The sequence below is a fragment of the Hyalangium gracile genome (assembly GCF_020103725.1).
Lineage (GTDB): Bacteria > Myxococcota > Myxococcia > Myxococcales > Myxococcaceae > Hyalangium > Hyalangium gracile.
On record NZ_JAHXBG010000003.1, the window covers coordinates 273,133 to 290,205 of the forward strand.

At 70.8% G+C, this 17,073-nt stretch carries 16 protein-coding genes; 11 read left to right on the forward strand and 5 right to left on the reverse strand.

Annotation, left to right across the window (positions count from 1 at the left end):
* Positions 1–73 precede the first annotated feature (73 nt).
* Together KY572_RS07800 and lepB are read left to right on the forward strand one after the other, a co-directional pair.
* Positions 74–2,149, forward strand: a complete 2,076-nt coding sequence (locus KY572_RS07800; RefSeq protein WP_224241848.1) for a S46 family peptidase — start codon at positions 74–76, stop codon at positions 2,147–2,149.
* Positions 2,150–2,241: 92 nt separating this feature from the next.
* A complete protein-coding gene (gene lepB / locus KY572_RS07805; RefSeq protein WP_224241849.1) occupies positions 2,242–2,916 on the forward strand; it encodes a signal peptidase I in 675 nt (224 codons plus the stop codon).
* Between the two features lie 2 nt (positions 2,917–2,918).
* On the opposite strand, the gene KY572_RS07810 is transcribed toward lepB, so the two are convergent.
* On the reverse strand, positions 2,919–4,004 hold the full coding sequence (locus tag KY572_RS07810; protein WP_224241850.1) for a CPBP family intramembrane glutamic endopeptidase: 1,086 nt from the start codon (positions 4,002–4,004) through the stop codon (positions 2,919–2,921).
* A gap of 244 nt (positions 4,005–4,248) precedes the next feature.
* On the opposite strand from KY572_RS07810, the gene KY572_RS07815 reads away from it, so the two are divergent.
* The 3 genes from KY572_RS07815 to KY572_RS07825 all read left to right on the forward strand — a co-directional run bounded on the left by KY572_RS07815 (position 4,249) and on the right by KY572_RS07825 (position 6,588).
* A complete protein-coding gene (locus tag KY572_RS07815) occupies positions 4,249–5,742 on the forward strand; it encodes a LysM peptidoglycan-binding domain-containing protein (RefSeq protein WP_224241851.1) in 1,494 nt (497 codons plus the stop codon).
* Between the two features lie 79 nt (positions 5,743–5,821).
* Positions 5,822–6,148: a tellurite resistance TerB family protein gene (locus KY572_RS07820; RefSeq protein ID WP_224241852.1), complete on the forward strand. Its 327-nt coding sequence runs from the start codon at positions 5,822–5,824 to the stop codon at positions 6,146–6,148.
* Positions 6,149–6,189: 41 nt separating this feature from the next.
* Positions 6,190–6,588 (forward strand): helix-turn-helix transcriptional regulator, encoded by a 399-nt coding sequence (locus KY572_RS07825; protein ID WP_224241853.1) that lies wholly within the window; start codon positions 6,190–6,192, stop codon positions 6,586–6,588.
* Here the strand turns inward: KY572_RS07825 and KY572_RS07830 are convergent.
* Entirely contained in the window at positions 6,530–7,297 is a 768-nt protein-coding gene (locus KY572_RS07830) for a PP2C family protein-serine/threonine phosphatase (protein ID WP_224241854.1), read from the reverse strand. The genes KY572_RS07825 and KY572_RS07830 overlap by 59 nt on opposite strands.
* A 258-nt stretch (positions 7,298–7,555) precedes the next feature.
* Here KY572_RS07830 and KY572_RS07835 point away from each other — a divergent pair, with 258 nt between their 5' ends.
* Positions 7,556–8,743, forward strand: a complete 1,188-nt coding sequence (locus KY572_RS07835; protein WP_224241855.1) for a hypothetical protein — start codon at positions 7,556–7,558, stop codon at positions 8,741–8,743.
* Positions 8,743–10,377 (forward strand): hypothetical protein, encoded by a 1,635-nt coding sequence (locus KY572_RS07840; protein ID WP_224241857.1) that lies wholly within the window; start codon positions 8,743–8,745, stop codon positions 10,375–10,377. Before KY572_RS07835 ends, KY572_RS07840 begins: the two co-directional genes overlap by 1 nt.
* Before the next feature lie 16 nt (positions 10,378–10,393).
* Here KY572_RS07840 and KY572_RS07845 read toward each other — a convergent pair whose 3' ends face one another.
* Entirely contained in the window at positions 10,394–11,674 is a 1,281-nt protein-coding gene (locus tag KY572_RS07845) for a choice-of-anchor X domain-containing protein (protein WP_224241860.1), read from the reverse strand.
* Positions 11,675–11,683: 9 nt separating this feature from the next.
* Positions 11,684–12,568, reverse strand: a complete 885-nt coding sequence (locus KY572_RS07850) for a hypothetical protein (protein WP_224241862.1) — start codon at positions 12,566–12,568, stop codon at positions 11,684–11,686.
* Between the two features lie 242 nt (positions 12,569–12,810).
* Between KY572_RS07850 and KY572_RS07855 the strand changes: the two genes are divergently transcribed.
* Positions 12,811–13,269 (forward strand): SRPBCC family protein, encoded by a 459-nt coding sequence (locus tag KY572_RS07855; protein ID WP_224241864.1) that lies wholly within the window; start codon positions 12,811–12,813, stop codon positions 13,267–13,269.
* A gap of 124 nt (positions 13,270–13,393) precedes the next feature.
* Here the strand turns inward: KY572_RS07855 and KY572_RS07860 are convergent, their stop codons facing one another.
* Positions 13,394–14,515: an aminotransferase class I/II-fold pyridoxal phosphate-dependent enzyme gene (locus KY572_RS07860; RefSeq protein WP_224241866.1), complete on the reverse strand. Its 1,122-nt coding sequence runs from the start codon at positions 14,513–14,515 to the stop codon at positions 13,394–13,396.
* A 163-nt stretch (positions 14,516–14,678) separates the two neighbouring features.
* On the opposite strand from KY572_RS07860, the gene KY572_RS07865 reads away from it, so the two are divergent.
* The 3 genes from KY572_RS07865 to KY572_RS07875 all read left to right on the forward strand — a co-directional run bounded on the left by KY572_RS07865 (position 14,679) and on the right by KY572_RS07875 (position 16,998).
* Positions 14,679–15,158 carry a TlpA disulfide reductase family protein gene (locus KY572_RS07865; protein WP_224241867.1) on the forward strand — a complete coding sequence of 160 codons (480 nt, stop codon included), beginning with the start codon at positions 14,679–14,681 and terminating at the stop codon, positions 15,156–15,158.
* Positions 15,159–15,198: 40 nt separating this feature from the next.
* Complete coding sequence (locus KY572_RS07870) at positions 15,199–16,242, forward strand: SDR family NAD(P)-dependent oxidoreductase (protein ID WP_224241869.1); 1,044 nt, start codon at positions 15,199–15,201, stop codon at positions 16,240–16,242.
* Between the two features lie 132 nt (positions 16,243–16,374).
* Positions 16,375–16,998: an NADPH-dependent F420 reductase gene (locus tag KY572_RS07875; protein ID WP_224241871.1), complete on the forward strand. Its 624-nt coding sequence runs from the start codon at positions 16,375–16,377 to the stop codon at positions 16,996–16,998.
* Positions 16,999–17,073 lie beyond the last annotated feature (75 nt).

A 17,073-nucleotide genomic window follows, 5' to 3' on the forward strand; every position in this document is an offset into this window, starting at 1 on the left:
TTTCCGGTGGGCAGTTGACGCGAGCGCCCTCTCGGGAAAGAACAGGCCCCTCCTCGCTCCCCTGGAAGGACGCATGTCCGTGTACCGTTTTTCGCTGCTCGTCCTTGTCCCTGGCCTGCTGCTGTCGCTCCCCGCTCGCGCGGAGGAGGGCATGTGGACCTACGACGCCTTCCCCTCGGAGGCCGTGAAGAAGGCCCACGGCTTCGCTCCGTCGCAGGCCTGGCTGGACGCGGTGCGGCTGGCCTCGGTCCGGCTCGCGGGTGGGTGCTCGGCCAGCTTCGTGTCTCCCAACGGCCTGGTGATGACCAACCACCACTGCATCCGCGGCTGCGTGGAGGACCTGTCCTCGCCCCAGAAGGACCTGCTGGCCACCGGCTTCTCCGCCGCCGAGCCCAAGGACGAGCTGCGCTGCCCCAAGGTGGAGGCCAACCAGCTGGTGGAGATGACGGACGTCACCGCGCGGATGAACACCGCGACGAAGGGGCTCACCGGGGCGGCCTTCAACACCGCGCTGAAGGCGGAGATGGCCAAGGCCGAGGCGGAGTGCGCCACCGGGCCGCAGGTGCGCTGCGACGTGGTGACGCTCTTCAACGGCGGCAAGTACCACCTCTACAAGTACCGCCGCTTCCAGGACGTGCGGCTGGCCTTCGCCCCGGAGTTCCCCATGGCCAGCTTCGGAGGCGATCCGGACAACTTCAACTTCCCCCGCTTCGGCTTCGACGTGGCCTTCCTGCGCGTGTGGGAGAACGGCCAGCCGGCCAGCAGCCCCCACTTCCTGCCCTGGGCGAAGCAGCCCGTGAAGGAGGGGGAGCTCGTCTTCGTCTCCGGCCACCCCGGCGGCACCGAGCGCAAGAGCTCCGTGGCCGAGCTGGAGTTCCAGCGGGACGTGGCGCTGCCCTACACCCTGCTCCACCTGTCCGAGCTGCGCGGCATGCTGCGCGAGTTCTCCCAGGGCTCGCCGGAGCGGCTGCGCGTCACCCGCTCGCACCTGCGCTCGGTGGAGAACGGCCTCAAGGCGCTGCGGGGCCGGCACCAGGCGCTGGCGGATCCGGCGCTGCTGGCGCAGAAGCGCAAGGACGAGGCGGAGCTGCGCGCCCGGGTGATGGCCAACGCGAAGCTGAAGGCCTCCACCGCGGGCGCATGGGAGGAGCTCTCTCGGGCGCTCGAGCTGTATCGCCCCATGCTGCCCGAGTACCGGATGAAGGAGATGGGGGACGCGTTCCAGTCCGAGCTCTTCACGCTCGCGCGCCACCTGGTGCGCGCCTCGGACGAGCTGCCCAAGCCCAACGCGGAGCGGCTGCGCGAGTACACGGAGGCCCAGCTCCCCTCGCTGCGCCAGCAGCTCCTGCGCGAGGCGCCCATCCCGCTGGAGCTGGAGGTGGCCACGCTGACGTACGGCCTCAACCGGCTGCGGGAGACGCTGGGCGCGGATGATCCCTTCGTGCAGACGGTGCTCGGCCGCGAGGCCCCGGCGGACCTGGCGCGCGCGCTGGTGACGGGCACGAAGCTGCACGACGTGAAGGTGCGGCAGGCGCTGCTCGAGGGCGGCAAGGCGGCGGTGGAGGCCTCGAAGGATCCGATGGTGCTGCTGGCGCGCAAGGTGGATGCGGAGGCGCGGGCGGCTCGCAAGCGCTACGAGGACACGGTGGAGGCCGTCCTCAAGCGCAACAGCGAGCGGCTGGCCCAGGCGCGCCTGGCGGTGTACGGCACCAGCGGCTACCCGGATGCCACCTTCACCCTGCGGCTCAACTACGGCGCGGTGAAGGGCTGGGAGGAGAATGGCCGCGCGGTGGTGCCGTTCACCACCTTTGGTGGCGCGTGGGCGAGGCACACCGGCAAGGACCCCTTCAAGCTGCCGGACACGTGGCTCGCGGCCCGGGGCAAGGTGCCGCCGGAGACGCCGCTGGACATGGCCACCACCAACGACATCATCGGCGGCAACTCCGGCTCGCCCATGGTGAACAAGGAGGGGCAGGTGGTGGGGCTCGTGTTCGACGGCAACCTGCACTCGCTCGGTGGCCGGTACGCCTACGTGCCGGCGACCAACCGCGCCGTGGCCGTCAGCGGGGCGGGGATCCTCGCCGGGCTCGAGCACGTCTACGGCGCCCGGCGCATCCTGGAGGAGCTGCGCGCCACCCAGGCTCGCTGACGCACTGCATCAGCGCGGAAGCCACCATCGATGGAAATAGCCGGCACGGGCCGACGTATAGGAACGTGTCCCGAGAAGCGGAGGAGGCAAGGATGGCACGTGCCAACCCGAAGCAGCCCTCGAAGCGGTGGCTGAAGTACCTGGGCGATCTCGCCTTCTTCGTCATCATCCTGGTGGGCCGTGGCAGCTTCGCGGACCACTACCATGTGCCCTCGGGCTCCATGGAGCCCACGCTCCAGGTGGGTGACCGCCTCGCGGTGGACAAGTCCGCCTACGGCCTGCGCCTCCCGCTCACCCACGTCTGGCTCACCGAGAAGGCTCCCCAGCGTGGAGACGTGGTGGTCTTCGACTCGCCGGTGGACGGCGCGGTGCTGGTCAAGCGCCTCGTCGGCCTGCCGGGGGACCGCATCGCCTTCGACGGCCAGAGCCTCATCCTCAATGGCCAGCGCGTGCCCCAGGGATTCACTCAGGAGGATGCGCGCATCGAATTCCTTCCGGGCGCGCCCCACCCGCTCCACCCCGAGCCCTACCAGGGGCCTCCGATGAGGGAGGTGGAGATCCCTTCGCGGCACTACCTGGTCCTGGGAGACCATCGGGGCAACTCGGCTGACAGCCGCAGCTGGGGCTTCGTCCCTCGCGAGAACCTGCTCGGCCGCGCGGTGGCCGTCTACTACAGCCCGCGCGAGGGGCTCTCTGGCGGTGAGCGCTGGTGGATTCCCCTGCGCGCGGACGAGAGCCAGGGCAGCGACCCTCGCCTCACGCGGTAGGCTCAACCCGCGAGGCTGCGCGCGAGCATCAGCAGCCCGAAGCTGTTGACGGTGGCGTGCAGGAGGATGGGGACTCGCAGCCCTCCACTGGTGAGCCGTGCCCAGCCCAGCATGAGCCCCAGGAAGAAGATCCACACGGCGAACACGCCATAGAAGAGGTGGAGTGACGCGAACAGGCCGGCGCTCAGGACCAGCGCCGCCACGCGTCCCATCCACCCGCCCAGCCACGGCAGCAGCACGCCTCGGAACAGCAGCTCCTCGCCCACGGGCGCGAGCAGGGCCGCCGGGACGACGAGCAACACCCAGCCCAGCGCCCCCATGGGTCCCTGCCGGGCCATCTCCATCAAGGGGTGCGCGTTCTTCTCGGGCGAGACCGCGAGGGCCTGCGAGAGCCAGGACAGCAACATCAACACGCGCATCCCCAGCGCGACGAACAGCCCCAGGCTCACGAAGTACGTGTGGAGCCAGCCACGCCCGGGCGCCTCGCTCCCAGGCGGGCCACGCCTCACGAGCCACCAGGCCGCAAGCAGGAGCAGCAGGGCCTGCGCCCACACGCCGAGCAACATGCCGCCTCGCGAGGGGCCGCCGAGCAGCGCCGAGAGCCCGCGCATCGTCACCAGGGCTCCGAGCCCCGCGATGACGAGCACCGCCAGTACCCCGAGCGGCCGCGGATCCGCGCCGCGCCTCCGTCCCACGGCCCAGAGCACGACCAGCACCACCATCACCAGGGCCGTGCCGATCCAGTCCTTGCGCGCTTCTCGCGGGAGCGCCCGCTCCTCCGACGTGACGGGCTCGAACAGCCCTCGGGGAGGAGACGCCAGCGAGGCGCTCTCCGCCGGCACGACCTGGCGCTCCCGACGCACGCCCTCGTGCTCCGTCCCTCGCTTCGCCATCACTCCCAGGTGCAAGGAGGCCACCGCCACCAGGGTGTCCAGCACGGCCAGGGCCAGCAGCCGCCGAGACCAGCGCCGGGCGGTGAGGCTCGCACCGCTCCCCCTCCCGAACAGGACGAGGCCCCAGACCACGGGCAGCCCGAAGACGGGGATGAAGCCCGCCACCAGCGCCCAGATGAAGAACTGGCGGCCCATGGCTTCCGGCCCGCCCTGCTCCGGCGACGGAGGCACCTGATCAGGAACCGGGGGTGACGGGGGGAGCTCGGCCACGAGCACATTGGGGCACACGCTCGGGCGACAGGCCAGAACTCCGCGTCCACGCAAGCACCGGGGATGGGCACCTCCCAGGCCTGCCTGCCTGCCTGCTCTGCCACTCAGTGACCATTTCCGAGGGACGTTCGCTTCAGGTTTGTCCGATTTCGGGTAATCCTTCGCCCGCGTGCGTTTACTGCCCTGTCTCCCGCTGCTGCTGTGCGCCGCCTGTGCCGCGCACGTTGCTCCCAACACCTCTGCCTCGGCTCGCGCCCAGCCTGCCGACGCGGTGACGGCGCCTGTCGCCTCGCCGTCCGCGACGACACCTGGCGCGTCCAGTCCCGCCGAGGCGAGCAGCCTCGCCCAGGCCGCGGTCGACAGCGCCGCCCAGGAGCAGGCCGCCCTCGTGGAGGACGGCGCGGAGGGCGCTGACGGCGAGGCCGATGACGACAGCGGCGCCGCCGTGGACGGGTTCGACTCGACCGAGGGCGACGAGGCCGAGTCGTCCACCGTCCCCGCCGGCACGCCCGAGGTGCAGTACACCGCCGACCTCCCCGACGAGGAACTCCAGCGGCTGTGGAAGGAGAACCCCGCCGCGCTGGGCTCGGTGTCCGTGGGCTTCGTGCACAGCGGCCGCATGGTGAACAGCGTGCGCTTCCCGTCCGGCGAGGACTGGATCGTCGTCTCGCCCGACAAGGCGTGGACCACCACCGAGACGGTCGACTACCTCACCCAGGTGATCCGCGAGCTGCGGACGCGCTACCCCCAGGCGCCCCTGCTGCGCGTGAACCAGCTCAGCGCCAAGGATGGCGGCTACCTCCGCCCCCACAAGAGCCACCAGAACGGCCGGGACGTGGACCTGGGCTTCTACTACCCCGGCGGCAATGCCGTCCGGGCCCGCGCTCGCGAGAAGTACATCGATCCCGCGATGAACTGGGCCCTCGTCCGGGCGCTCGTCACCCTCACCGACGTGCAGGTCATCCTCGTCGATCGCCGCGTCCAGAAGGTGCTCTACGACCATGCCCTCAAGAGCGGCGAGGACAAGGCGTGGCTCGACTCGCTGTTCCACGCGGGCGAGGGCTCGATCATCAAGCACGCGCGCGGCCACCGCGACCACTTCCACGTGCGCTTCTTCAACCCGCGCGCCCAGGAGCTGGGCCGCCGGATCGCCCCGCTGCTCGCGCTGCAGCCGGAGCACAACATCGCCATGCACCGGGTGCGCAAGGGCGACACGCTGGGCGCCATCGCCATGCGCTACAACTCCACGGTGAACGCGCTGCGCAACGCGAACCGGATCCGCGGCACGCTGCTGCGCATCGGCCAGGTGCTCTCGGTGCCGCTGCGCGGGCCCTGCACCCAGTGCCCCGTTCCGCCGCCCGTCGTGGTGCCGCCTCGGCGCCTGCCCGCCGTCGCGAAGGTGGACGCTCCGGCCGAGGTGAAGGCCTCGGTGCAGGCCAGGGCCGACGTGCAGCCCGCCGTGCAGCCCCAGGCCGAGGCTCCGGCCACGGTGCCGGCCAACGCCGTCGCGCCCGCCGCGGCGCAGGTCCCGGGGGACACGCAGCCCGCCGTCCATGTCGTCCCCGTGACGCCGCCTTCCGTTCCGGAGGAGACGCAGGCCCCGGCCGCCCTCCCCGTGCAGCAGGCGCCGCAGCCCACGGTGGTGAACACCCCGGGCGCCTGAGGCCCTCCTGGAGCGAGAGACGGCCCCGGGCGTCCGTCCCCCGGTATAGAGTCATCCCGCTCTTGCCCAGAGGCCATGGATGACGCTCTCTCCCGAGGACCGCTTCAACATCGAGGTCATCAAGCTGCTGCTCCAGATCGCCTGGAGTGACCGCCAGCTCAACCACGCCGAGCGGCTGGTGATCTTCGGCCTGGGTCGCAGCTGGAACGTGCCGGAGCCGGAGCTCCAGTCGCTGCTGGAGAAGCTCCGGGCCGGCGGGCCCCTGCCCGAGCCCGACATCGCGGTGCTGCGCACCCGTCCGGATGATGTGCTCGAGGCCGCCCGGGCCCTGGCCGTCTCCGACGGCTCCTTCGCGCAAGGGGAGAAGGAATTGCTCGAGCGCATCAAGGCCACGCTCGGCGCGTAGCCAGCCCGCGCAGCGAGGGCGCGCGACTTATATACATGGCCATGAGCCCTCGCACCGGAGCCGCTGTCGTCCAGGAGTCCACCTGGACCTTCCTGACGAACCACGCCCACGTGCTGCTGTGCCTCGCGATGGATCCCGAGGTGCGCATGCGTGAGGTGGCGGACAAGGTGGGCATCACCGAGCGCGCGGTGCAGAAGATCGTCGCGGATCTCGAGGAGAGCGGCTACCTGACGCGGGTGAGGGCCGGACGGCGCAACCGCTATCAGGTGCACCCTCACCTGCCCCTGCGGCACCCCATCGAGAGCCACCAGTGCGTGGACGCGCTGCTGGCCCTGGTGCTCGAGCCCGACGAGCTGGACGCCGTCTTCTCGGCGAGCGGAGCTAGATCAGCCCCTGCGCAGGCGACCAGGCCGCGGACACGCGCACCACCACGGCGGTGATGTTGTCGCGACCGCCCGCGTCGAAGGCGCCGGTGACCAGGGTGTTGCAGGCCTCGGTGAGGCTCGGCCGGGACAGGCCGGCGATGATGCCATCCGGCCCGAGCGGCTCGTACAGGCCGTCCGAGCACAGCAGGTAGACGTCCCCGGGGCGCAGCTCCAGCCGCTGCACGGTGGGCTCCGAGCGGTCGGTGCCCAGGGCGCGGGTGATGATGTGGCCGAAGGCGCTCTGGCCTCGCGGAGGCGGCGCGAGCCCGGCGGCGCGCAGCTCCTCGGTCACCGAGTGGTCCTTGGTGAGCGCCTCGAGCTCACCGCTGCGCAGCCGGTAGAGGCGGCTGTCGCCCACGTGGGCCACGGCGGCGCCCTTCTCGCCCACGGCGAGCGCGACGACGGTGGAGCCCATGTCCCGCAGGTACCCCACGCGCCGCGAGAGCAGCTCGCGCTGGGCGGTGGCGGTGCAGGCCACCAGCAGGTTCTCCTCGCGGCTGCGCTCGGGGTCGTGCTGGGGCCAGGGGGTCTCCGTGCCACGGAGCAGGCGCTCGCCCGACTCGGAGAAGGCGTCCACGACACAGCGGCTGGCCACCTCTCCGCCCGCCTGGCCTCCGAGGCCATCGGCGACGACGTACAGGCCGAGATCCGTCCGGATGCAGTAGGCGTCCTCGTTGTGGGCGCGTCTGCCGACGTGTGTCTGTCCCGCGCTCTCGATTCGCATACCGTCCTCCTCGTTCCCCCCGGGACAGCAAGCGGGGGACCACCTCCAAGCATGCGAAACGACTCGACGGCCGGGGGGCCACGCGCCCCAGCGTGGACGCTCCAAGAATAACAGGGCTGGGGACTCTATACCCCATGCCGACCGTGGGCCCCAGTTTCCCACTAGGAGAGCGAGGCCCGCGGCTCAAGGTAGCAACTTTCCTGGGTTCGGCATGAGAATGCGGATGCAGCCCGTCGTCCGTCCGCCCGAGGCAAACCCATGTCCTCCATCCGCCGTCTGCTCTCAGGGATCTCCTCCTCCGCGGTGTCGTGGGCGCGCTATGAGGTGACCGCGCCCATCCGCCACAAGCCCACCGCGCCGGTGGAGCCGGTGCGGCGTGGGTTCTCGGACCACAGTGACTTCCAGTCCGCCGAGGAGGCCGAGCGCTCCCTGCTGGACGCCCACGCCCCGAGCCTGGCCGGGCGTGCGCGAAGGAACCAGGACCCGCTGAGCGCCTACACGGGGAGGAGCGACTTCCAGGCCCGGCTGCCGCGCTACCAGCACCTGCTCGGGACGAACATCCCTCCCCCGCCCAAGCGCTACTGGGAGGCGGGGCGCACCCAATCTCCGGCCACTCCGGCGCAGCAGGCGGAGCAGGCTCCGGGCAGCGGCACCCGTCCGGGCCTCACCGCCACCGCTGATCTGGAGAAGGCCTTCGAGCTGGCCGGCGAGGAGGACTCGGTGCTGCTCTACTCGGGGCAGGACGGCGAGGGCGGCCGCTCGGTGGTGCAGCACGCGGACGGCAGCGTCACCGACCCGGAGGCTCCGGAGAAGCGCTTCACGGACGCCTCGGAGTGGGAGCGCGAGCACACGGACCTGTCTCGAGCCGCGACCCTGTCTCGCAACGATGTGGAGCTCGTGCTGGCGATGCCCGAGGGCGAAGCGCGGGATGAGATCCTCACCGAGCTGGCCAGCCAGGACGCCTCCTCCGAGCTGGATGAGGCTGGGACGACGGACGATGCCTTCATGCCGTCGCTGGATGATCTCCCGGTGGAAGGAGAGCCCGAGGCGGACGTCCCGGGCTCGGACGCCTTCATGCCGTCGCTGGATGATCTCCCCGGCGCGGGCGAGCCGATGGCGCAGCTGCTCCGGGCCACCGAGGACTCGGTGCCGCTCAGCGCCGAGGAGCTGGAGGCGCAGTTCGGTCCCGAGGGCACGCTGGCCGAGGGACGCAGCCCGCTGGACGTGGCCAGCCTGGTGGCGCGGCGAGGGACGCCGGAGATGCAGGCGCAGGTGGCCACCGCGTTCCATGAGCGGAGCCGGACGGGCGACGTTCCGGATGCCGCCGCCTGGTCTCGCGGCGCGGCGCTGGCGGCCTCGGCCAGTCCCCAGGCTTCGTACGCCTTCCTCCACCACGTGGGAGAGGCCCAGCTCGCGGACTTCGTGCGGTCCGTGATGCAGTCCTGATGGAGAGCTCATCCGACAAGCCCGTGCCTTCCGGGCCCTCGCTCATGGGCCTGCTGCTGCGCTCGGTGGCGGAGCTGCCGCGGGAGCCGTCCACGGACACCCTCGTCACCCAGGCCTTCGTCCAGGCCGATGCCCGCGCGCTCCAGACCCCGGAGTTCCGCGCGGGGCTGGTGGCCTGCCTCGCGACGCTGCGCTACCCGTCCGAGGGCGAGCCGCGTGAGCAGGACGCGGCGCAGTGGGAGCAGCTCCTCTCGGACACGATGGGCGAGCAGCTCCTGGGCAATCCTCAGCTGCCGCCCGAGCAGCGCCTGGCCAACCTCTCCTTCTTCCTGCTGCGGCGGGAGCTGCCCGTGCCGCTGCTCTGGCCGGCCGGGGGCAACCTCACCAGCGTGACGGCCCACGAGGCGCAGCTGGCGCTCCAGGCGTTTCCCCCGGAGCAGGTGGCTCCCGTGGCGCGCTTCCCCGAGGCACTGGTTCCCCATATCCCGGAGCTGGCGGCGCTCGCGCAGCCCGTGGATGCGCAGTCCATCGCCGGGCTCGTTCCCGAGGGGCTGCCGCCGGCTCGGGCCATGCGGATCCTGGGCTCACTGGCGGACGACGCCTTCGGGGCGGCGCTGGACGACTCCCCCGTGAAGGCCCAGCGGCAGGCCTTCGCCACGCTGGCGTCGGAGGGGATCCGGGCGCTCTCGAAGCGGCTCGAGACCGAGACGGAGCCACAGCAGGTGGCGCAACTCCTCGTGCTCGGGGGGCTCCAGCACCAGGCCTTCTGCCAGAACCTGGGGCCCTTCACGGAGGACGTGCTGGCTCGGCAGGAGCAGCCCCCGGGAACCGGCGACGCGGTGGGTGGCGTGGCGCGCGAGCTGCTGTCCACGAGCGTGCTCCAGCTCGGCATGGCGCTGGGAGGCCCGGTCGGGGTGAACGCGGCGAGGGTGATCCTGCGGAAGGTCTCCCGGACGGTGGATGGCCTCTGCGCGGGGGGGAAGCTGCCGCTGGGGGCGCTGGCCGGAGAGGTGCTCGGTATTCCGGGGCTCGGGCTGGCGCCGGATGCGATCGGCGAGGTGGTCGCGGCGCTGACGCAGCTCTACGCGGGGAGGCTCGGACAGCTCTCGGAGGAGGCATCCGCGCTGCTGGAAGATCTCCTGCCGCTCCTTTTCCGAGGTGAGGTGGAGGGGCTCGGAGCTGCCTGGACGGCCCTGCTCGGCACCCCAGAGTGGGTGGAGCAGTTCCAGGGCCTGGACTCGATCGACCGCGCGCAGGTGCTGAGCGTGCTGCTCGTGGGAGGCGCAGTGGGAGCCTTCGCGTGGGAGGAGATCGCGCCGACGCTTCAGGCTCGAGGACAGGCCCTCTTCGGTCACGTCCTGCCGGCGGAGACGCCACCTGAGGCGGTGCCGGCGCGCTATGCCTCCAGCGCGGCGTGGGCCGTGGCCGTGCTGGCCAATGACGACATCTACGGACAGGTCTGCTCGCAGAGCCTGTCGCCCGAGGAGGCGATGGCCCAGGCGCGTGAGTCCGGCTTGAGCCTGTTCGTGGGTGGCACGGAGCCGGGAGATCCCCTGCTCACCGCCGCGATGGTGCGCGCGCTGACGGTGGAAGAGCGCTTCGACGCGACGGAAGTCGACGACGAGGAAGCCTAGGGCGAGCGCGAAGCTCTCAGGGAGAACCCGGCCGCCCCGCGAGGGCATCCAGCTCCTGCTGGGCTTCCTTCACGTCCTCGGTGAACCGGTTGATGTAGCGGGAGCGCTCCTCGCTCTGCCACTCCTCGGCGGAGAAGACCGTCGTGGGGTACTCGCGCGTGGTGTGCACATAGCCCTGCAGCGTGTTCAGCAGCTCGCGGTCCGGATCTCCGCGCTCCTTGAGCAGGAAGCCCTCCACATCGCGCAGCTTCAACGGGAAGGTGGGCGCCTCGTCGAGGATGAGCTTGCCGAACACCACGAACTCCACCTCCTGCGCCCCCGCCGGGAGCTCCTCGTTGAAGGAGACGTAGGCGAAGGGCATTCCCGCCTCGTCATCCACGCGCCCCGCCACCACGTAGCGGCCGGCCGTGCGCACCTGGAGCCCCAGATAGAGGTGGAGCGAGCCATGCTCCACCGCCTCGCGTACCTTGCCAGTGAAGCGCGCCGGCGGCGCCGGCGTATAAAGGATGTCGAAGAAGGCGCTCCCCTCGGCACTGCCCGAGCGCACCTGGAACGAGACGCGCAGCGTGCCCGAGAACATCGGGAAGCCCTGCTTCGACGGCTGGAAGCTCGCGGTGGACGTTCCATCCCGGGCCAGCACATCTCCCTGGGTGCCATCGTCCACGAAGGACAGCGGAACCGCCGCCAGGGGCGCCTGGCCGCCCAGCGCATGCTCGGCCTCGTGCGCCGAGGCGTTCGTCACCTGGCAGGGCAGCGGCTGGCGGGAGACGTTCTCGCAGCCGACGTAGAAGTGCACCACCTCGTCCCCGGCGACGAAGACCTTCTCCTGCTTCAGCTTGAGCTGCACATCCGAGCTGTCGCGCTCGAGCGGCTGCGTGCGCTCCGGCGAGGCCAGCTGCTCCTGATCCGGATGCTCGCGGATGGGCCGGGACTCGGGCGGGTAGCGCGTGCCCGCGACGTACGACTCGAGCGAGAACTTCGCCCGCTCGAGCCGCTTCTCCCACAGCGCGCGCTTCGCCTCGCGCTCCTCTTCCTCTCGGGAACGAGACGGCGCCGCCGGAGCCGGCCCCTTGCCAGGAGCCACGGGAGCAGCGGCTACAACGGACTTGGCTGCTCCCGAGCCCGAGGACCGAGAGGGCGCCGGCGTGGACGAGGCACCTGCCGCCTCGTCCGGCCCGGGCTCCTCCGCCCCCCCGCCCCACCACAGCCCGCCGAGCATGAGCGGCACGAGCGCCAGCAGCCACAGCGCGCGACGTGAACGGGAGGCAGGAGCAGGAGCGGGGGAGTTCACAGCCATGGCGTGGGCCTACTTGGCGTACGTATCGATGTCCACGCGAACGGGGCCGACGATGCCACCCCAGTTGCCGTTGGCGTAGTGGTTGTAGGACTCACCGTCATCGCGCAGCTCCACCGTGTGGTAGCTCCACTTCGCGCGGCCATCGCTGCAGGCGTTGGTGCCCGTGTTCAGCGTGCCGCCGCAGAACCAGTCACCGGGGTTGCAGTAGGAGCCACCCGAGGTACCCGACACGCCACCGGTGGAGTGGTAGGAGACGGCCTCGTCATCCTGGCCGGGGAGGATGCCGGAGTACGCCGTGCCCTTGGAGCCGGCGAACATGTAGAACCACACCGAGCGCGTCGTGTTGTGGTTGTACATCGCGCGCGCCGTGGTGGTGACCAGATCGGAGACCAGCGGCTCGCTCATGGCCCAGTCACCGTGGTCGGCCAGCTCGCTGCCACCACCGGCGCCCGAGGCCACGTCCACCCAGCGGATGTTCCAGCCCGTCTGCGTGGTGCCGTCCGTGTTGCCGCACACGCCGCTGGAGTTGGGGGTGGCGTTCTTCTTGTAGCGCGCGGAGCCGCCGTAGAGCGACAGCGCGTAGCCGATCTGCAGGTTGCCCGCGCTGTGCACGGCGATGTAGCACCAGTTGTTGCCGGTGCAGAAGCAGTCCAGGGCGTCGCGGATCCGGTAGTTCTCGGTGCCGATGCGCTGGTCACCCCTCCAGTTGACGGCCTTCTTGTTCACGCCCGCGGCGGTAGTGCTCGGGCCCCAGTAGCGGAAGTCGCCATAGTTGCCGGGCTGCGTGCCGCCGCTGTTCCGGCCGTGGATCCACAGCGTGTAGTTGGTGGCGGATGCCTCTGGAGCGACGAGGACCGTGACTGCGACGAGGACTGCGCTGAACAGCGTCTTCATACGAGCGCCTCCGGCTCGGGGGGTTGGCGAGACAGTGCTCCTGCCTGGACGCGGCCCAGGCAACGGAGCGGGCGCACTCTACGTTTCCATCTCCTGAAAAATCGAGACACACGAAGATTGTGTTTGTCGAGAATTCTCTGGCTCGGCGCGTCATCGCGAATGAGCCTGGGCCGGCTCCGTCGTTACGCGGAGTTGAGCGGATGGGGTACTGACGGACCCTCTCGAATGAGTAGTGTCCGGGCATGAGCTCGACCCGCATCCGCCGCCACATGAAAGCCCCCCGGGAAGTCGTCTATCGCGCGCTCATCGATGCACGCGCGGTGGCGACATGGAAGGTGCCGCCCGGCATGAGCTGCCACGTGCATGAGTTCGACGCCCGCGAAGGGGGCCGGTTCCGCATCTCCCTCACGTACGACGCGCCCACCGACACCGGCAAGACGACCTCGCAGACCGACACGTACCACGGCCACTTCGCCAGGCTCGTCCCCAACGAGCAGGTGGTCGAGGTGCTCGAGTTCGAGACGGACAACCCCGCGATGCGCGGCGAGATGACGATCACCACGACGCTCTCCGATGTGGACGGAGGCACCGAGCTCCTCGCCGTGCACGACGGGTTGCCGAGTGGCCTGGCCCCCGAAGACAACGAGCTCGGCTGGCGGTTGTCACTCGACCAGCTCGCCGCGCTCGTCGAGGCGGGCTAGACGCCTCCGGTCCACCCTCCTGCCGGGCGCGGTCTCTGCGAACTGGTCTGCTTGTCATACCAGTTGGGGACAAGTCCGCGCCAAGGGCTCAGCCCTGGCCGGGCAGCTCCAACCAATGAGGATCTCAGCGGAACGTCGCCTCGCAGAAGCGCTCCAGCCGCGCGAGCGCCTCCGGCAACTGGGTCCTCCCGAGCCCCATGCGAAAGTGGTTGCCCGGAAACTCGTACACATCCCCCGGCAGCAGCAGCACGCCCTCGCGCTCCACGAGCTCCTGGCAGAAGGTGGCCACCGGCATGTCCCGCAGCAGGCGCGGGAAGGCCACGCTGCCCGCCCGAGGCCGCACCCAGCGGAACGTCTCCGCATGGCGCGCGAAGAAGGCATCCAGCCGCTTCAGGTTCTCCTCCAGGATGGCGCGGCTGCGCGCGAGCACCTGCTCCCGGGCCCGCAGGGCGATGAGCGCCAGCACCTCGCTCGGAGCGCTGTTGCAGATGGTGGTGTAGTCCTTGTAGGCCGCGCACCGACGCAGCAGCTCCGCGTCCCGGCACGCCAGCCAGCCCACCCGCAGCCCCGCCAGCCCGAAGGCCTTGGACATCACCCCCAGGCTCACGCCCCGCGCGGTTCGCTCCACCGCCGCCGGCAGCGTACGCGCCGGAGCCAGCTCCAGCAGGCGGTACACCTCGTCCGACAGCAGGTACACCCCGCGCTCCTCGGCCAGCGCGCACAATTCCTCGAACACGGCCGGCTCCGGCAACGAGCCCGTCGGGTTGTGCGGGAAGTTCACCACCATCAGCCGCGTGTTCGGCCGGAGCGCCCGGCGCACGGCGTCCATATCCAGCGCCCAGCCGTCCTCCTCGCGCAGCGGCAGAAGCGTCACCTCCGCCCCCGTCGCCCGCGCCACCTCATATAAGGACTGGTAGCCCGGCCACGTCACCACCGCGTGGTCCCCCGCCCCCAGCAGCACGTTCACCAGGACGAACACCGCCTCCTCCGCGCCGGCGAACGTCAGCACCTGCTCGGCGGCCACCCCCGGGTAGAGCCCCGCGATGGCCTCGCGCAGGGCCGGCAGGCCGGTGGACTCGGTGTAGCCGAGCGTCAGTGACTCCCAGCGCGCCCGGGCCTCGGGGTCCGCCAGCGCCAGCAGGTCCGCCATGCGCCAGCCCTCGATGTCCGAGGTGCACAGCAGGTAGGGCGCGGAGAACTCCCACCGCGCGAAGTACCGCTCCAGCTTGAAGTCAGGGATGCGCACGTCCGGGCCTCCTGCGCCCTCAAGCCTGCTCGGCTGCTCGGGCGCTTCCTCTCCCCCTCCACCCAGGCAGGCGAGCCCATCCTGGCGCCGGCATGGGGGACGCCGGCCCCCGATGCATAGCTTGAGTCACATCCGGTCCAACGTCTTTTCGCGGAGCGTTCCCATGGCCTTGGATGATGAGCACTACGTCCCCCTCACGCTGCTCGATCCGGATGGGGGCTGGATCAACTCCCCTGTCCACGTCTCGCAGCTGCACGGTCGCCCGGTCCTCCTCCACTTCTGGTCCATGGACTGCGAGTCCTGCGTGGGCCAGCTCGCCCAGGTCCAGGAGTGGATACGCGACTACGGCCCCCGGGGGCTCGTGGTCATCGGCGTGGACGTGACGCACTCGGAGGCCGAGCTGAGGGACACCAACGCCGTGGAGGCCTTCGCGCGCCGCTACGGGCTGCGCCACCCCATCGCGGTGGATGATGGCTCCATGGCCCAGGCCTACGGCGTGGACTCGCACCCCGGCTACCTGGTCTTCGACACGCAGGGCATCCTCCGGCTGAACGCCTTCACGCCCGAGCAGCTGCGCGATGTCCGGATGATTCTCGAGCGCCTCACCGGGCCCGACGCGAACACCGGAGCGTTCGCCCCCTGAGCCGCAGCCACCACCCGCACACCCTCACGGAGCCTGACCCATGGCCGAGCGCCACACCAAGGAGTCCACCGGTTTCACCCTGGGCACACTGACCGCGGCCGGAATCGGCGCCGCGCTCGGCCTCCGGGCCCTGCTGCGCCCGCGGATGAGCTTCAAGGACAAGACGGTGCTCATCACCGGCGGCTCGCGAGGCCTGGGCCTCATCCTCGCCCGCGACTTCGCGAAGGAAGGGGCGCGGGTGGCCATCTGCGGCCGGGACGAGGCCACGCTCGAGCGGGCGCTGGCGGACCTGGAGCGCCTGGGCGCGGAGGTGCTCGCGGTCCCCTGCGACGTGAAGGACCCGGTGCAGGTGGAGGCCATGGTCGCCGCGGTGCACGAGCGCTTCGGCGCGGTGGATGTGCTGGTGAACAACGCCGGCATCATCCAGACGGGCCCGCTCGAGTCCATGACGATGGAGGACTTCAAGGAGGCCATCGAGACGCACCTGTGGGCCCCGCTGTACGCCACGCTGGCGGTGCTGCCGGAGATGAAGCGGCGCGGCGAGGGCCGCATCGTCAACATCTCCTCCATCGGCGGGAAGCTCGGCGTGCCGCACATGGTGCCCTACAGCGCCAGCAAGTTCGCGCTGGTGGGCCTGTCGGACGGCATGCGCGCGGAGCTGGCGCAGGACGGCATCCTGGTGACGACGGTGTGTCCCGGCCTGATGCGCACCGGCAGCCCGCCCAACGCCACCTTCAAGGGTGACCACGAGAAGGAGTACGCGTGGTTCTTCGTGAGCGACTCGCTGCCCGGCTTCTCCATGAACGCCGAGCGCGCGGCGCGGAAGATCGTCGAGGCGTGCCGACGCGGAGACGCCGAGGTGCTCGTCGGCCTGCCGGCGAAGCTCGGGGTGCTGGCGCGCGCGCTCGCGCCCAACCTCACCGCGTCCCTGCTGGCGTACGTGAACCGGTGGCTGCCGCAGGAGAGCTCCCAGGAGCGCTTCACCGGTAGCCAGAGCGAGACGCCGCTCACGCGCTCGTGGCTCACGGAGCTGTCTCGCCGGGCCGCCGAGCGCAACAACGAGACGGAGGTCTCCATCCACTGAGTGTTCCAGGGAGCCCCGACCCTCGGGACTTCCCGTCCTCTCGCGATCGGTGAGCCGCCTCCCTGGAGGTAAACGCTGCGCGGCCGGGTCCCCTTGGGCTATGGCTGCCGGCGGCCTAGCAGGGAGGCACCCATGAAGATCGGCATCATCGGTTCAGGACACATCGGCGACACGGCAGCGCGTCTCTTCGTCCAGGCGGGCCACGAGGTGGCGCTCAGCAACTCGCGGGGTCCGCAGTCACTGAAGGAGCGGGTCCAGCAGCTCGGGCCCCAGGCGCGCGCCACCACCGTGGAGGAGGCGGCCGCGTTCGGCGAGGTGGTGCTCGTCGCGATCCCCCTCAAGGCCTATGGCTCGCTGCCGCGCGCCCAGCTCGCCGGGAAGATCGTCATCGACGCGATGAACTACTACTCGCAGCGCGATGGCGAGCTCGACTTCCAGGGCCACACCTCGAGCGAGTTCATCGCCCGGTACCTGTCCGGCGCTCGGCTGGTGAAGGCGTTCAACACCATGTGGTTCAAGACGCTGGGCGAGGACGGCAAGCCAGGCGCCCCGCTGGACGAGCGCCTGGTGCTGTTCATCGCCGGCGATGACGCCGAGGCCAAGCAGGCCGTGTCCAGGCTCATCGAGCAGGTCGGCTTCGCGGCGGTGGACACGGGCACGCTGGCGGTGGGCGGCAAGCACCAGCAGCCGGGCGCTGCCGTCTACAACCGGCCCATGCGGCCGCCCCAGGCCCGCGAGGTGCTCGCCACGCTGTAGCGCCTCGCGGCCCGGCGGTCCGCTTCATCTACCTAATAGAGGTGGCGCGGTGCGGCTCCGCGCCACCTCGGCCTT

Coding starts and splice junctions, on each gene's coding strand:
- KY572_RS07800 (WP_224241848.1), top strand. CDS start 74: ATGTCCGTGTACCGTTTTTCGCTGCTCGTCCTTGTCCCTGGCCTGCTG.
- lepB (WP_224241849.1), top strand. CDS start 2,242: ATGGCACGTGCCAACCCGAAGCAGCCCTCGAAGCGGTGGCTGAAGTAC.
- KY572_RS07810 (WP_224241850.1), bottom strand. CDS start 4,004: ATGGGCCGCCAGTTCTTCATCTGGGCGCTGGTGGCGGGCTTCATCCCC.
- KY572_RS07820 (WP_224241852.1), top strand. CDS start 5,822: ATGACGCTCTCTCCCGAGGACCGCTTCAACATCGAGGTCATCAAGCTG.
- KY572_RS07825 (WP_224241853.1), top strand. CDS start 6,190: ATGAGCCCTCGCACCGGAGCCGCTGTCGTCCAGGAGTCCACCTGGACC.
- KY572_RS07830 (WP_224241854.1), bottom strand. CDS start 7,297: ATGCGAATCGAGAGCGCGGGACAGACACACGTCGGCAGACGCGCCCAC.
- KY572_RS07835 (WP_224241855.1), top strand. CDS start 7,556: ATGTCCTCCATCCGCCGTCTGCTCTCAGGGATCTCCTCCTCCGCGGTG.
- KY572_RS07840 (WP_224241857.1), top strand. CDS start 8,743: ATGGAGAGCTCATCCGACAAGCCCGTGCCTTCCGGGCCCTCGCTCATG.
- KY572_RS07845 (WP_224241860.1), bottom strand. CDS start 11,674: ATGGCTGTGAACTCCCCCGCTCCTGCTCCTGCCTCCCGTTCACGTCGC.
- KY572_RS07850 (WP_224241862.1), bottom strand. CDS start 12,568: ATGAAGACGCTGTTCAGCGCAGTCCTCGTCGCAGTCACGGTCCTCGTC.
- KY572_RS07855 (WP_224241864.1), top strand. CDS start 12,811: ATGAGCTCGACCCGCATCCGCCGCCACATGAAAGCCCCCCGGGAAGTC.
- KY572_RS07865 (WP_224241867.1), top strand. CDS start 14,679: ATGGCCTTGGATGATGAGCACTACGTCCCCCTCACGCTGCTCGATCCG.
- KY572_RS07870 (WP_224241869.1), top strand. CDS start 15,199: ATGGCCGAGCGCCACACCAAGGAGTCCACCGGTTTCACCCTGGGCACA.
- KY572_RS07875 (WP_224241871.1), top strand. CDS start 16,375: ATGAAGATCGGCATCATCGGTTCAGGACACATCGGCGACACGGCAGCG.